This window comes from Oceanobacillus neutriphilus, from assembly GCF_014645515.1.
Lineage (GTDB): Bacteria > Bacillota > Bacilli > Bacillales > Amphibacillaceae > Oceanobacillus > Oceanobacillus neutriphilus.
In genome coordinates this window covers 188,818-203,652 of the sequence record NZ_BMLW01000010.1, presented here as the reverse complement: position 1 = coordinate 203,652, position 14,835 = coordinate 188,818, and the positions used below count along the sequence as shown (strand labels likewise).

Sequence of the window (14,835 nt, the reverse complement as noted above, 5' to 3'; positions counted from 1 at the left end):
CTTACAGCTGATTTCAACTGTAAGTTTTATTATTACTTAAGTATAAGTTCTTGTAATTCTGCTCTCTTATCAGAGCGCTTACTATTCATCATTCAGGGTGGAATACTGCTAAGCAAACGCTTTCCAATTTTTAATCTACACTTGTTATTCGTACTTCAATATCTCCAGCAGGTGTAGATACTGTAACTTCCTGTCCAATTTCCTGTCCTAACAGACTTTTAGCCATTGGTGAATCATTGGAAATTTTCCCTTCAAATGGATCAGCTTCTGCACTTCCAACAATTGTATAGGTTTCCTCATCGCCATCAGGTAATTCAATGAAAGTAACTGATTTCCCAAGTGAAACAACATCCGGGTTTTCATTATCATTCTCGATAATTACTGCATTGCGAATCATTTTCTCTACTTGTGTAATACGCTGTTCTACAAATGCCTGTTCATCTTTAGCAGCATCATATTCAGAGTTCTCGGACAGGTCCCCAAAATCGCGGGCTACTTTTATTCTTTCAACGACCTCCTGACGACGGTCTGTTTTTAAATAATGCAGTTCTTCCTCTAACTTGTCTTTCCCCTCTTGTGTCATGTAAAAGCTTTTTTCTGCAGCCATTTTCTATACACTCCTTCTCGTATCATTTCTTTTTAGGGATAAACGCAGCATATTTTAACTAAAAACTGATTTTAAAAATACACTGCTGCTTATTTCCCATGTATATAAATTAATTAATAAAATTGGCTATATAGCTTATGTGCTAATTATTGAAAATATACTAATCAATACTATGGCAGATATTACCTAAAATATCAAGAAAAATAATTACCTATTTGAATTCTTTATTAAAATATTTTCTATTTTAGATGCCATAATATCTACGGCAACATGGTTTTCTCCGCCTTCTGGAATGATTAAATCTGCGTATCTTTTTGACGGTTCAATAAATTGCATATGAGCCGGGCGAACCACTTGAATATATTGGTCAATGACCGATTCCAATGTTCTGCCGCGCTCTTTAATATCTCTTAACAGGCGGCGGACAATCCGTAAATCAGCATCCGTATCGACAAATACTTTGATATCCATTAAATCAACCAGATTTACGTCTTCCAAAATCAATATGCCTTCAACAATAATTACTTCTTTCGGTTCAACATGAATCGTTTCTTTTGAACGATTATGGACCTTATAATCATAAACAGGCTTTTCTATCGGTTTATATTCCAGCAATTGTTGCAGATGCTCTACTAATAAATTATTATCAAACGCTAAGGGATGGTCATAATTTGTTTTCAGTCTTTCCTCAAATGGAAGATGCGACTGATCCTTGTAGTATGCATCCTGTTCAATGACTAGAATGGATGTTTCTTTAAAACGGTTGCAGATAGATTTTGTTACGGAAGTTTTTCCACTCCCGCTTCCGCCGGCGACGCCTATTACAATGGGTTTATCTTTTTCCATGCTATTATCTCCTTACATTTCTCATCTCTTATAGCTAATGGAAACACCATCATCAATCGGTATAATAGATGTATGATAATATGGATGATTCATTAGCATTTCGTTGTACGCTTTTAATTTTCGTACTAAAGTTTTATATTTTTTAGGCGTCTCTTCATCCGAATAAACCATCCCGCGAAATAATACGTTATCTGTAATTAATATACCGCCGGAAATGAGCATTCTATCTGCCAAGTCAAAATATGATTGGTATTGCCCTTTTGCAGCATCAATAAAAATAACATCGAATTGTTTCTCTTTTTCAGCTAAATCCTGCATGACATCAGCAGCATCACCTAAGATTACTTCAATCTGACTGTCACGCTTCTGTTCTTGAATATTTGTAGCAGCTTCATGATATCGCTTCTCATCTTTTTCAATGGTAATAATTTTAGCATCCTGTGCTCCTTCTAACATTCGCAATGCAGAGTAGCCAATTGCTGTTCCTACCTCTAAGATAGATTCAGGCTGCTTCATCGTTAAAATAAGATTAATCATATTCATGCTGTTTCGATGGATGATTGGAACATGATTTATTTCTGCATATTTTTCTAGTGTCCTTGCAGACTCTGGTGAAGCAGGCAGCAGATTTTCCAGGTATTTTTCTATTTTTTTATCCATTTCATCATTTCCTTTGAGTTGTAAAGCATTAAATTTATTCTATATGTGCCTACTCATTGCCAAACAACCAGATATTCATTCTCATAAATTTAGTGCTTTCCTAATCTGTAAAAAAGAAAACGGAACATGGAGAATTTCTCCATAAGTCCGTTTAAGGGTTGTTCAAGCTGACACTTCTAATTATATATTTGAACGCACTCTTTAATTTATATATTTTTCGCGGTTTTCAACATGTTCGTCAAAAGTTTCGGCAAAATGAATATTGCCATCCTCATCATGTAAGAAAAACAGGTAATCTGAATCTTCCGGAGACACTACTGCTTTCAAAGAGTTTTCCGCAAAATTTGATATTGGGCCTATTGGTAATCCCTTAACGACATATGTGTTATATGGTGACTCTACCTCTAAATCCTCAAAGGTAACAACAGCCTGGTGTTCTCCTTTTGCATATAAAACAGTCGGGTCCGTCTGCAACGCTATATCTTCTTCCATACGATTATAGAATACACCGGCGATTTGCGGACGCTCTTCTTCATGGGCAGTTTCTTTCTCCACAACAGATGCGAATGTTATCGCTTCGTGCGGCGTTAAATCCCGCTCTGCAATCTCACCCTCATATTGCTGAAAAATAGAATTCGTTTGTTCAACCATACGATCGATTATGGATTCAATGGTTGGTTCTTCTTCATAAAAATCGTATGTAGAAGCAAACATATACCCCTCTAAAGGAGTACGAATTTCATCATCTAAGATATCCTCTGTTAATAAGGAAGGATATTTTTCCATTAATTTTTCAATAAAATCAGGATCATTAGCAACCTCTAAGAAATCTTCCTTGGAAAAATCAAGCTGTTTACTGTAAATCTCAGCAATTTGGTCCACTGTCAATCCTTCAGGAATTGTTACAGTATGTACAGCATCCACAATAACTCTTCCATGCTGCAATGATTCAATAATTTCATCCATATTCATTGCTGTATTAAAAGTATAATTTCCAGCTTGGAATTCGTTCACATTATTAAATTTTGTATAGAAACGGAACACACGCGCATCTTTTATAATTCCATTTTCTTCAAGAATACCGGCTATCGTTGAGCTGGACGATCCTATCGGAATTTCCACTTCTATCTGTGTTGAGTTATCTTCATCAACGGGCTCCAATGCCGAATTAATATATATATATCCCGAAATACCGCCGATTATTATAATAAGAGTAAAACATACAATAATAATTGCTACAATTTTTCTAACTTTGGATGCTTCTTCTCCTCTTTTTATAAGATTCTTCTGGAATCCATTATGTTTGTCATCTTTTGACACCATGTACCCCCCTTTCATCCGCTTTATTATACTAAATTCATATAAAATTATCCAATATTCCTGTTATTTTATTTCATACTTCTTTATTTTAAGCAGAAGCTTTCATTTTCATAAGGAATTTTGGAGAAAAATATCTTTTTTTGCAGATATAGAAAGGTTTAGATTATTTAAAGTCAGACTTGTAAAAAAACATAAAGACATTGTAAAAGAAAGCTGATGTCACAAAACGTGAACATCAGCTTTCTTATCTTTTTTTACTCTTCTTCTTCTGCTAATGTGTTTAACATTTCCTCTACCATATTCCATTCATCGTCAGATTCAATAGGGTATAATGTGTAATCTTCATTTTCCTGTTCCTCATAACGGAAGGCGTATACCTCTACCTCTTCATCTTCAGCCTGCTCAGCAGGTACGACAGCTATATATGATTGTTCTGTTTCGTCCACATCGAATGTGAAAAGCACTTCAAAAAGATGCTCATCCCCATTCTCATCCGGAATAATAATTCGTTCTTTTTCCTCTAACGCCATCAAATAACGCCTCCTTTTGAATCAAGATAACCCTGCAAAATCATTGTAGCCGCCATCTTATCAATTACTTTTTTTCTTTTTTTCCGGCTCATGTCTGCTTCTAAAAGAACACGTTCAGCCGCCATTGTCGTTAAACGCTCGTCCCATAATACAACAGGTAAATTATATTTTTCTTCCAAATAAGCAGCATAACGCTCGGACGCTTCGCCTCTTTCGCCAATCGAACCGTTCATGTTTTTAGGCAGACCGACAACTACCCGGGATACTTCACTATCCTCTATAATGGTTTGAAGTTCTTTGTCCGCAGAACTGAACTCGTTCTCGTCCCAATAAATAGTGGTTAGTCCCTGTGCTGTCCAGCCAAGAGCGTCACTAATTGCAACACCTATTGTTTTTGAACCTACGTCTAAACCTATTACTTTCATGAATTCTCCTTATTCTGTTCTAGATAAAACTTTACAAGTTCTTCAATAACTTCATCCCGTTCAACTTTACGAATTAAATTACGAGCATCATTATACCTAGGAATATAAGCAGGGTCACCCGATAACAAATAACCAACGATCTGATTAATCGGATTATATCCTTTTTCCTGTAATGATTCATGAACAGTCAATAAAATCTTTTTAATGTCCTGGTCAAATGGTTCTTCGGAAAAGTTGAATTTCATTGTTTTATCAATTGAACTCATAATGACACCTCGTCCTTCGTTAACCTTCTTCATCTATTCTAACATGTTTATCTCTATCATTATACTTATTTACAAGAAAACATACAACCAATGATTAGGCATTTGTAGCTTCTGTTACATAACTTAAAGCACTTTGTAATGCTTCTGTAACCTTAGATGGGTCTTTTCCCCCAGCCTGTGCCATATCTGGACGGCCGCCACCGCCGCCGCCGCAAATTGTTGCAGCCTGTTTTACCAGGTTGCCGGCATGAAGGTTTTGTTTCATCAAGTCTTTTGTAACTCCAGCAACAAGCTGTACTTTATTATTATGCACAGCTGCGAGCAGAATTACACCTGATTCTATTTTTTGTTTTAATTCATCTACCATGGAGCGTAGTTGATTCATATCTTGCACATCCACTTGTTTAGCCAGTACTTTCACATTATTTACCTCTTTTATTTCATCTAAAATAGAAGATGCCTCTAAATTAGATAATTTAGCTTGTAAAGAATCTACATGCTTTTGTGTCTCTTTTAATTCCGATTGTAATGAGGACACTTTTTGAGGAACTTGTTCATCTTTTGCTTTTAACAATGCGCCAGACTGTTTTAACAGTTCAATCTTGTTATTTAAATATTTATAAGCCTCTTTGCTTGTTACAGCTTCGATCCTTCTTGTGCCTGCACCTATTCCCGTTTCTGACACGATTTTAAACAGTCCTATTTCTGCCGTATTGCCGACATGGCATCCGCCGCATAATTCAATACTGTAATCGCCGATTTGAACAACCCGGACAATGTCGCCATATTTTTCACCAAACAATGCCATTGCGCCCATTGCTTTAGCTTCTTCAATTCCTTTGGTTTCAATGAAAACCGGCAATGAATCCCATATTTTTTGATTCACAATTTTTTCGATTTCTTCCAGTTCCTCATCTGTTACACTGCTGAAATGAGAAAAATCAAACCGGAGACGATTAGGCTGATTTAAAGAACCTGCCTGATTAACATGTGAGCCAAGTATATCTTTTAATGCCTGATGAAGTAAATGTGTTGCTGTATGATTTTTAATGACATCTGTTCGGAATGACCGGTCAACGACAGCTTTTACTTCCTCAGAAACCGAGAATTGGCCTTCTTTTACCTCGACCCGATGAATATGCTGCCCATTTGGTGTTTTTTGTACATCTGTAACTACAGCAAGAGCGTTCGCTGTCTGAATCGTACCAATATCAGCAACTTGTCCGCCACTTTCAGCATAGAATGGTGTCTCTTTCAGCAGAATAAATGCTTCCTGTCCATCAGCTGCCGATTCTACAACTTCCTTCCCTTGAATAATTGCTTGAATAACTGTAGTTTTCTCCAGCTCTGAGTATCCAATAAACTCACTTTCTACATCAATTGTTGAAAAGACTGTATCCTGGACCTGCATAGAATCAACTTTTTGACGTGCATTTCTTGCTCTTTCACGCTGAAGCTTCATTTCACTTTCAAAGCCTTCCTGATTCACTGTAAACCCAAGCTTTTCTACATACTCTTCTGTTAGTTCCTTTGGAAATCCATACGTGTCGTATAAACGGAATACTTCTTCTCCGGGAAATACACTGCTTCCTTTTTCTTTTTCCGTCTCAATAAGCTTCGTCAGGATTTCTAACCCTTCATTTAATGTTTCATGGAAACGTTCTTCTTCCACCTTAATGATTTTTTGAATGTAGTCTGTTTCTTTTACAACCTCTGGATAGAAGTCCTTCATAATTTCAGCAACTACCGGTACGAGGCGGTACATGAAGGCTTCGTGGATATTAATATCCTTCGCAAAACGGACAGCGCGGCGAATCAGCCTGCGCAGCACATAACCTCTGCCTTCATTAGACGGCATTGCACCATCGCCAATTGCGAAGCTGACTGTACGGATATGGTCGGAAATGACTTTAAATGCGGTATCAGCCGCTTCATTTTCTCCATATTTACTGTCTGCGATCAATTCTGTTGCCTGGATAATCGGCATAAATAAATCCGTTTCATAGTTCGTAGGCACATCTTGTACAATGGAGGTTAATCGTTCCAGCCCCATTCCTGTATCAATATTTTTCTTAGGCAGCGGTGTATACGTATCATCCGGGTTATGGTTAAACTGAGAAAATACCAGATTCCAGACCTCTAGATATCTGCTGTTTTCACCGCCTGGATAAAGCTCTGGATCAGCAGGATCATTTCCATAGCTTTCTCCTCTGTCATAGAAAATCTCTGTGTTTGGTCCGCTTGGCCCTTCTCCAATATCCCAGAAATTCTCTTCTAATCGAATAATGCGTTCTTTCGGCAGACCTATTTTTGTAAGCCAAAGATCATAAGCTTCATCATCTTCCGGATGAACAGTAACAGATAATTTCTCCGGGTCAAAGCCGATCCAATTTTCATCCGTCAGAAATTCCCATGCCCACTCAATTGCTTCTTCCTTAAAATAATCACCAATGGAGAAATTACCCAGCATCTCAAAAAATGTATGATGACGTGCTGTAAATCCAACATTTTCAATATCGTTTGTTCGTATTGCTTTTTGCGCATTCACGATTCTTGGATTATCTGGAATAATCCGTCCATCAAAATATTTTTTTAGAGTTGCCACGCCACTATTTATCCATAACAGCGTAGGATCATCATGAGGCACTAAAGAAGCACTGGGCTCTACCTGATGCCCTTTCTCTTTAAAAAAGTCAATAAACATTTGCCGAATTTCGGCAGAACTCAAAGATTTCATTATATTTTTCCTCCTTTATTTAAAAAATCACTTAGTCTTTAAAATACTGGTGTTCTTACCGTGGAGATGTCCACTGCGGGAAGTCGCTTTCCGCGGGCAACGCCTCAGCCTCCTCGAAAGAAGAACACTTTCTGCGGGGTCTTCACCTGTTGCTTTTCCCGCAGGAGTCGACTTCCCTCCGCTCCCATCTTTGAGAAATATGTATCATTTGCTTTCTTTCAAAGAAAAGAAACTGATTCTAGCGACGCTTTTTGATGGGACGAGTAATCGCAGTCCCAGTCCCAATTTTACCTCTGTCTACGCCTGACAGCTTGACAATCGCTAAGTCTTCTTTATCGTAGGGCATGACGTGAAATCTCTAAAGTTTGGTGCTTGGAGCTAGACAATTGAAAACAAAAAATCTCCTCTCTGCATCATTGCAGGGACGAGATTTCGCGGTACCACCCTTATTATGAACAAAATTATATGTTCATCACTTTCTTCATTATAACGGTATGATACCGACGGGGATTAGCCGTACTCCGATGCAGCTTTCCATAACAATATAATTAGGAGTCCTTTCAGCCGGGGGATTCCCTCTCTTGAAATATCATGTCATGTACTTAACACCTTCAACGTGATTTGCGTGATTATTTTTTGTTGTTTGTGTGATTATAGCGTTATTATATTGATTTTTCTGCTGTATGTCAATTTTTCTTCTTTGAGATCGAATTCTTATTATGATAATCTCAGTGCCAGTTAAACTGCTATATCGGATATTTCTACTTTAGCCCGCTTTTGAAATTTGATATTGCTGAATCAATACTTTCAACATTGTAAAAATAGGGACAGAAATAACCATTCCTATTACACCGGCAAGCTGTCCTCCTAATAACAAGGCAAAGATAATGCCGATTGGATGAATTTTTACTGTTTTCCCCATAATATACGGTGATAACAGGTTGCTTTCAATCAATTGAATGACAAATATAATAATGACAACAAACAATGCTTTTTCCGGTTGTACCATATAAGCAACCGTTACAACTGGAACAGCACCGATGATTGGTCCGAAATAGGGGATGATGTTGACAATTGCCAAAATAATTCCGAGCAACAAAGCGTATGGTAAGTCTAACCACATCCAGCATAGGGTGGAAATAATACCGACTGCTGCGCTGATTATGAACTGTCCACGGATATAACCGCTAAGCCCTTTACTTATTTCTCTGCATACACTTCCTGTTTCATCCCGATATTTGTACGGAATAAAACGAAATAGAAAGGATTTGATAAAGGGATAGTCCTTTAAGAAATAAAACAGCAGCACGGGGATGATAGTCAAAAGTATAATAGCGTCCATCATTCCGTTAAAACCGCCGATGATTTTTCCGGAAAAGCTGTTCATCGTATCTTCTAAAGATTGAATGAACATATCCATCCGGTCATGCACTGTCTCCGGCAGGAAAGAAGTCGAAGTATACATCTTATTTAAACCATTCTGATACAGTGCGATAAATTCTGGAAAGTTACGGCTCATTTCTTTTATTTGTTCCACCATTAACGGATAAGCACGGTAAATAGCGTAACCGGCACCCCCAAAAAAAAGGACGTAAATAATTAATACTGCTATTCCGCGATGAATACGGTGCCTGTGCAGCCATTCAATCAATGGATGCAGCAGGAAAGCCAAAACTCCTGCAATTAAAAAAGGAAGTAACAGCTTGCCGATAAAGGAAAAAAATGCTCCATAATAGGGTTTTGTAATAGCTAAAAAATATAAAAGAATAAAGGATAGGATAGCAATTACTAAGTAATAGATAACTTGCTTCGCTTTTATTTTTTTCCACATAAGAATCACTCCCAGTCCATGGTAGTGTATCCAAGTGACTGGGAGTTTATAATAAACTTCTCTCTTCTTTTGAAAATAAATCATCTAATGAACTGAGGGTCCCGTCCGCTTCTATCTGATGGATGTGTAATTCCTTTCCAGACACGGTTAATTCAATGGAGCACACCCAGCAGTAATAGCTTGTAGGACTTAATTTTCCAATTTGTTTTTCCCGGCAATTTGGACATTCCAGCATACTTCCTCATTCCTTTTCTGCTAAATCTGTCCAAGTATTGCCCTAAACAGGAATTTTTATACACTTAATCCATAAAATCATATGGCGATAACTCTTCTTCGGGTATATCTTCTATATTTTCATATTCCTTTTTTTCTGCTTTTTGATTGGCTAACTGAATTTTAAGCATTTCCTGCAATGAAGTATATCTCCGGTTCGTATCTTCTGTTTGCACACCTTTGATAAATGCTTCTTTTTCACCACAGATGATTAAAGATTCTTTTCCTCTGGTAATCGCAGTATATAAAAGGTTTTTTCGCAGCATACGATGATGTGAATAAACAACGGGAAGAATCACAATTGGAAATTCACTCCCCTGTGATTTATGAATGGAGATACAAAAAGCATGCGTGAAATTATTATAATCTTTCCGGATAAAGACAACTTCTTTATCTTCAAAAGCAATCACAATTTGCTCTTCGTTATCGACATTTTCCTCTGCTTTAAAAATAGCAACGATTTCGCCGATATCCCCATTATATATGCCATCCTCCGGTTGATTAATTAATTGAATCACGCGATCACCGGTACGATAAACAACATCTTGAAAAGCAATCTCCCGTTTTTTCTCTTGCGGAGGGTTAATCAGCTGCTGTAAAGCTTCATTAATTGCATGAATTCCGGCCTGCGAACGATACATCGGTGACAGGACCTGGATAGAAGCAGGATCAAGACCTTTTTTCTGCGCTTTATCAATAATGGATGTCAATACATCGACCATCTGATAATCCCGACAGGAAATAAAGCTGAAATCCCGTGCATTTTCCAAAGAATTTTCATTACAGCTGGCTTGTTTGATCTCATGGGCGAGCTGAATAATCTTAGAACCTTCCTTTTGACGATATACATCTCTTAAGGAGATAACCGGTAAAATTTCACTTTTCATTAAATCTGTTAAAACCTGGCCTGGTCCTACAGAGGGAAGCTGATCTTCATCTCCAACCAAAATAATCTGCATTGTATCCGGGATAGCTTTAAACAGATTATTTGCCAGCCAAGTATCTACCATGGAAAATTCGTCTACGATAAGCAGCCTTCCGGATAACGGCTCATGTTCATCTTTTTCAAAATTACCCATGCCATTCCAGCCAAGCAGCCGGTGAATTGTAACAGCCGGCAAACCGGTAGACTCTGACATCCGTTTTGCCGCCCGCCCTGTAGGGGCTGTTAAAATAAATGGAAAGCTGTCTTTATTTTTATAATCCGATAGGTTTAAAGAAAGCTCATGAATCTTGGCAAAAGCCTGGATGATACCGGTTATAACCGTTGTTTTTCCAGTTCCGGGTCCACCTGTTAAAATCATAATTTTAGAATGAATCGCCTGAACAATAGCATCAAATTGCTCTTTTCCATAGCTTAATGATTCTTCCTCTTCAATATCTCCGGTTATTTTCAACAGCTCGGCTAAAGGAACCTCATCTTCTATCGGCTTAGTCAGTATTTTTTTCAGACTTGCAGTAAAGTTATCCTCTGCATAATATAATGAAGGCAAATAAACTCTTTCATCGATCATAATGATTTTTTTCTCCGTATTCAGCTGCATCATAACATCTGAGACAGAGCTCTTATCCGAATGAGGAAGATGAAGTAAATAAATAATTTCCTGCACACATTTCTCAAATGGAAGATAAACATGCCCTGCTTGTATACTTTGCTGCAGGACATAGATAACACCTGCACCGATACGGCTTTCATGTGTATGGGAAATGCCCTGCTGAGAAGCTATCTGGTCTGCCATTTTAAAGCCAAAGCCTTCAATATCAAACACAAATTGATACGGATCTTTTCCAAGAACCTCCATCGCCTTATCACGATATGTCTGGTATATAACCTGGGCCATTTTCAGTCCAATCCCATAGCCTGATAATTGGACAGCAACCCGTTCAAAGCCCTGGTTTTCCCTTAATCGATCTGCCAGACGTTTTCCTGTTTCCTTTGATAATCCGGAAATTCCATCTAAGACAGACGGGTTATCCATAATTTTAGAAACAGCATTTTCTCCAAGCTCCTCCACAATCTTTAATGCACTTTTTTTCCCGACACCATAAAAAAAATCGCTGGACAGATATTGAACAAGTCCATCCTTCGTTGTCGGCAAAATAGTCTCATAGGACTGCACTTTTAATTGTGATCCGTAGCGGGGATGCTTTTCCAGCGCTCCATAAAAACGATAGGCTGTCTGCTCCTGGAGCTGATCAAAATAACCCTTTACAATGATTTCTTTATCTTCATAGTCAAGGTTTGTTTTTGTGATTTTAATTAGGACGATAGAAAAATGCTCTGCTTCGTTACGAAAAATAGTATTTAATACGCTCCCCGTTACAAAAGGCAGTGCTTCCTTTGCTTCTACCTGGTTTTCCATGCTGATTACCCCTTATTTATCATCAAATTGCTCCATATACTGTAACGCAATTTCCTTTCCGTTTGCAGCCAGCACATGATCAGGCTGCAATTCAAGTGCTTTTTCAAAATGGTTTAAGGCTTGTTTTGTTTTTTCATGGAATAATGCAATCACGCCCAGATTATAGTAAGCATCGCTGTGCTCGTTATTTAATTCAAGCACTTTTTCAAATGTCTTTTGAGCTTCATCCAAAATTTCTCCCTGTGCAAGAGACAGACCATATTGAAATAGATAACTTTCGTCCTGTGAATCGAGTTCTGTTGCCCGCAGCAAATACGGCAGAGACAGCTTCCATTGTTCCTGATTTCGGAAGCACATGCCCAGCATAAAGTAAGCATCTGCTTCTTCCAACCCCAATTCAATTGCTTTAAGAAAGCTTTGCTGTGCTTTCCCAAAGTCTTCCTGATCAAAATAAAGATTACCTAAACCATAATATGCTGTTGCCGCTTTTTCATCCAGTTCAATAGCGCGCTTCAAAAAACGTTCTGCACGTTCCATCTCATTCAGCTGCATTAAAAGATTTCCAAAATTAATATATCCCAGTGGATCCTTCGGGGATTCTTCAATTACCTCATTAAACAGCTTTGCTGCTTCTTCATACTTTTTTTCATTTAGCAGTGTAATTGCCTGCTGATTTTTATCCATTCATAAACCACCCTGCTAGCCTACATATTGTAATGCTTTATTGTCTTTTATAATTTCATCGATTGTGCCGCCGCCAAGGCATACATCACCTTGATAAAATACGACAGCTTGTCCTGGTGTAATCGCCCGCTGGCTGTCTTTAAATACGACATATGCTTTGTTATCTTTTACATTTACCGTCACTTCTGAATCTTTTTGACGATAACGGAATTTCGCCGTACAAGTGAAAGTATCCTCGATCTGATCCGGTTGAACCCAATTTAAATCTGTTGCAACAAGAGCTTCAGAATAGAGATATTCATTATGATAGCCTTGTGCGACATACAAATAATTGTCTTTTAAATTTTTTCCCACGACAAACCACGGATCTCCGGAGCCGCCAATTCCAAGTCCTTGACGCTGGCCGATAGTATAGTACATTAATCCGTCATGTGTTCCTTTTTCTATCCCGTCAAGCGTCATCATTTTCCCTGGCTGGGCTGGAAGATATTCACTGAGGAAGCTTTTGAAATTTCTTTCCCCAATAAAACAAATCCCGGTAGAATCTTTTTTAGTTGCTGTAACCAGACCATAATCTGCCGCAATTTTTCTTACTTCCGGTTTAGGCAGGTGACCTAAAGGAAACATAACTTTTTCCAACACATCTGAACTGAGCTGATTTAAAAAATAAGTCTGGTCCTTATTATCATCAGCTCCGCGGAGCATTTGAATTTTCCCGTCTTCGTTTCTTACTACTTGAGCATAGTGCCCTGTTGCTAAATAATCAGCACCTAAAGAGAGCGCATGATCAAGAAATGCTTTGAATTTAATTTCTTTATTACACATAACATCCGGGTTAGGCGTTCTTCCAGCTTTGTATTCATCCAGAAAATAGGTGAACACCTTATCCCAGTATTGTTTTTCAAAGTTTACCGAGTAATACGGGATATCTAATTGATTACATACCCGAACAACATCATCGAAATCTTCCGTAGCCGTACAGACTCCAAATTCATCTGTATCGTCCCAATTTTTCATAAAGATACCTACAACATCGTATCCTTGTTCTTTTAATAATAATGCTGCAACAGAAGAGTCGACTCCCCCGCTCATTCCAACTACAACACGTATATTTTTATTATCTGTCATGGTCGCCCCTCCTTTAACTTGTTAATCTCTTTACAATACTTGCAATTCTTGCAGCTGCTTCTCTCACATTATCTTCTGTATTTGCCAATCCAAAGCTGAACCGGATCGAATTTGTAGTAATCGGACTATCTGAACCGTACATCGCAGATAAGACATGGGAAGGCTCTACACTTCCTGCAGTACATGCGCTGCCGCTTGAAGCTGCAATGCCGCTCAAATCAAAATTTGCAAGCAATGCTTCTACATTTGTTCCTGCAAAGCTGACATTTATAATAGAAGACACCGTCTTCTCCTGATCTCCATTAATACGGAAAACAATCCCTGCTTCTGTAAATGTATCTGTTAAAATTTGTTTATACTTCTGGTACCGCTCATTTCTTATCTGCTTTGTTTCCATTGCGATGTTAGAGGCTAATTCAAAACCTGCCACAGATGGAATATTCTCCGTTCCAGGCCGGCGCTTTCGCTCTTGCTCACCGCCAAATTGAACAGGAGTCATTTTAACTCCTTCTTTTACATACAAAAAACCAATTCCTTTTGGGCCGCCTATTTTATGCGCAGATACTGTTAATAAATCAATACCCTGTTCGTGCACATCAATATCGGCCAGCCCATAGGCCTGCACAGCATCTGTATGAAAATACGCCTGGTGGTTCTTCAACAACTCTCCAATTTCAACAACAGGCTGGATAACACCAGTCTCATTATTAACATACATAATAGAAACGAGTATGGTATCATCTGTTAAAGCTGCTTCAACATCCTGTACAGAAACCAGTCCTTCTTCATTTACAGGTAAATAGGTTACACGGAAGCCTTGTTTTTCTAGTTTTTCTGCCGTATGCAATGTAGCATGATGCTCCTGGATAGAGGTGATAATATGATTGCCCTTATCCTGATTAGCTTCTGCAACACCTAAAAGTGCCATATTATCGGCTTCTGTACCGCCGCTGGTAAAAACTATTTCCTTTTCATTTGCACCAATTGATCCAGCGAGAACACGTCTTGATGTATCCAGCTGCTGTCTCGCCTTCCGCCCGAAGGAATGCACACTTGATGCATTGCCGATGATATCTTTATATACAGGAATCATCGCTTCAACAACTCCATTTGCCATAGGAGACGTAGCGGCATGGTCTAAATATATTGCTTCCATGATTCAAAA

At 38.3% G+C, this 14,835-nt stretch carries 14 protein-coding genes and 1 other annotated feature; all 14 genes read right to left on the bottom strand.

Translation table 11 applies throughout. The features are described 5' to 3' along the window. Positions 1 to 130 precede the first annotated feature (130 nt). Entirely contained in the window at positions 131 to 607 is a 477-nt protein-coding gene (gene greA, locus IEX29_RS17310) for a transcription elongation factor GreA (RefSeq protein WP_188735615.1), read from the bottom strand. A 207-nt stretch (positions 608 to 814) separates the two neighbouring features. Next, positions 815 to 1,453: a uridine kinase gene (gene udk, locus IEX29_RS17305; protein WP_147207869.1), complete on the bottom strand. Its 639-nt coding sequence runs from the start codon at positions 1,451 to 1,453 to the stop codon at positions 815 to 817. Between the two features lie 21 nt (positions 1,454 to 1,474). Beyond that, positions 1,475 to 2,113 carry an O-methyltransferase gene (locus tag IEX29_RS17300; RefSeq protein ID WP_188735614.1) on the bottom strand — a complete coding sequence of 213 codons (639 nt, stop codon included), beginning with the start codon at positions 2,111 to 2,113 and terminating at the stop codon, positions 1,475 to 1,477. 201 nt (positions 2,114 to 2,314) lie between these two features. Then, entirely contained in the window at positions 2,315 to 3,433 is a 1,119-nt protein-coding gene (mltG, locus tag IEX29_RS17295; RefSeq protein ID WP_188735684.1) for an endolytic transglycosylase MltG, read from the bottom strand. 254 nt (positions 3,434 to 3,687) lie between these two features. Beyond that, positions 3,688 to 3,963, bottom strand: a complete 276-nt coding sequence (locus tag IEX29_RS17290; protein ID WP_077603126.1) for a DUF1292 domain-containing protein — start codon at positions 3,961 to 3,963, stop codon at positions 3,688 to 3,690. Beyond that, positions 3,963 to 4,388: a Holliday junction resolvase RuvX gene (gene ruvX, locus IEX29_RS17285; RefSeq protein ID WP_147207871.1), complete on the bottom strand. Its 426-nt coding sequence runs from the start codon at positions 4,386 to 4,388 to the stop codon at positions 3,963 to 3,965. Before ruvX ends, IEX29_RS17290 begins: the two co-directional genes overlap by 1 nt. Beyond that, entirely contained in the window at positions 4,385 to 4,654 is a 270-nt protein-coding gene (locus tag IEX29_RS17280) for an IreB family regulatory phosphoprotein (protein WP_077603128.1), read from the bottom strand. Before IEX29_RS17280 ends, ruvX begins: the two co-directional genes overlap by 4 nt. A 94-nt stretch (positions 4,655 to 4,748) precedes the next feature. After that, the gene (alaS, locus tag IEX29_RS17275; RefSeq protein WP_188735613.1) at positions 4,749 to 7,391 is read right to left on the bottom strand and encodes an alanine--tRNA ligase; all 2,643 of its coding nucleotides are present in this window, start codon (positions 7,389 to 7,391) and stop codon (positions 4,749 to 4,751) included. A 417-nt stretch (positions 7,392 to 7,808) separates the two neighbouring features. Then, positions 7,809 to 8,015 (bottom strand) — a binding site (T-box leader). Between the two features lie 142 nt (positions 8,016 to 8,157). Continuing rightward, complete coding sequence (locus tag IEX29_RS17270) at positions 8,158 to 9,222, bottom strand: AI-2E family transporter (protein WP_188735611.1); 1,065 nt, start codon at positions 9,220 to 9,222, stop codon at positions 8,158 to 8,160. 46 nt (positions 9,223 to 9,268) lie between these two features. Next, positions 9,269 to 9,457: a YrzR-like zinc ribbon domain gene (locus tag IEX29_RS17265; protein ID WP_077603131.1), complete on the bottom strand. Its 189-nt coding sequence runs from the start codon at positions 9,455 to 9,457 to the stop codon at positions 9,269 to 9,271. A gap of 64 nt (positions 9,458 to 9,521) precedes the next feature. Beyond that, entirely contained in the window at positions 9,522 to 11,858 is a 2,337-nt protein-coding gene (gene recD2 / locus IEX29_RS17260; protein WP_188735608.1) for an SF1B family DNA helicase RecD2, read from the bottom strand. Positions 11,859 to 11,870: 12 nt separating this feature from the next. Next, the gene (locus IEX29_RS17255) at positions 11,871 to 12,542 is read right to left on the bottom strand and encodes a tetratricopeptide repeat protein (RefSeq protein WP_188735606.1); all 672 of its coding nucleotides are present in this window, start codon (positions 12,540 to 12,542) and stop codon (positions 11,871 to 11,873) included. 15 nt (positions 12,543 to 12,557) lie between these two features. Further along, entirely contained in the window at positions 12,558 to 13,670 is a 1,113-nt protein-coding gene (gene mnmA, locus IEX29_RS17250; protein WP_188735604.1) for a tRNA 2-thiouridine(34) synthase MnmA, read from the bottom strand. Between the two features lie 13 nt (positions 13,671 to 13,683). Beyond that, positions 13,684 to 14,826 carry a cysteine desulfurase family protein gene (locus IEX29_RS17245; RefSeq protein ID WP_188735603.1) on the bottom strand — a complete coding sequence of 381 codons (1,143 nt, stop codon included), beginning with the start codon at positions 14,824 to 14,826 and terminating at the stop codon, positions 13,684 to 13,686. Between the last annotated feature and the right edge of the window lie 9 nt (positions 14,827 to 14,835).

What these genes read in the sequence shown, in the direction of transcription:
- greA (WP_188735615.1), bottom strand. Translation starts at nt 607, where the DNA reads ATGGCTGCAGAAAAAAGCTTTTACATGACACAAGAGGGGAAAGACAAG.
- udk (WP_147207869.1), bottom strand. Translation starts at nt 1,453, where the DNA reads ATGGAAAAAGATAAACCCATTGTAATAGGCGTCGCCGGCGGAAGCGGG.
- IEX29_RS17300 (WP_188735614.1), bottom strand. Translation starts at nt 2,113, where the DNA reads ATGGATAAAAAAATAGAAAAATACCTGGAAAATCTGCTGCCTGCTTCA.
- IEX29_RS17290 (WP_077603126.1), bottom strand. Translation starts at nt 3,963, where the DNA reads ATGGCGTTAGAGGAAAAAGAACGAATTATTATTCCGGATGAGAATGGG.
- ruvX (WP_147207871.1), bottom strand. Translation starts at nt 4,388, where the DNA reads ATGAAAGTAATAGGTTTAGACGTAGGTTCAAAAACAATAGGTGTTGCA.
- IEX29_RS17280 (WP_077603128.1), bottom strand. Translation starts at nt 4,654, where the DNA reads ATGAGTTCAATTGATAAAACAATGAAATTCAACTTTTCCGAAGAACCA.
- alaS (WP_188735613.1), bottom strand. Translation starts at nt 7,391, where the DNA reads ATGAAATCTTTGAGTTCTGCCGAAATTCGGCAAATGTTTATTGACTTT.
- IEX29_RS17270 (WP_188735611.1), bottom strand. Translation starts at nt 9,222, where the DNA reads ATGTGGAAAAAAATAAAAGCGAAGCAAGTTATCTATTACTTAGTAATT.
- IEX29_RS17265 (WP_077603131.1), bottom strand. Translation starts at nt 9,457, where the DNA reads ATGCTGGAATGTCCAAATTGCCGGGAAAAACAAATTGGAAAATTAAGT.
- recD2 (WP_188735608.1), bottom strand. Translation starts at nt 11,858, where the DNA reads ATGGAAAACCAGGTAGAAGCAAAGGAAGCACTGCCTTTTGTAACGGGG.
- IEX29_RS17255 (WP_188735606.1), bottom strand. Translation starts at nt 12,542, where the DNA reads ATGGATAAAAATCAGCAGGCAATTACACTGCTAAATGAAAAAAAGTAT.
- mnmA (WP_188735604.1), bottom strand. Translation starts at nt 13,670, where the DNA reads ATGACAGATAATAAAAATATACGTGTTGTAGTTGGAATGAGCGGGGGA.
- IEX29_RS17245 (WP_188735603.1), bottom strand. Translation starts at nt 14,826, where the DNA reads ATGGAAGCAATATATTTAGACCATGCCGCTACGTCTCCTATGGCAAAT.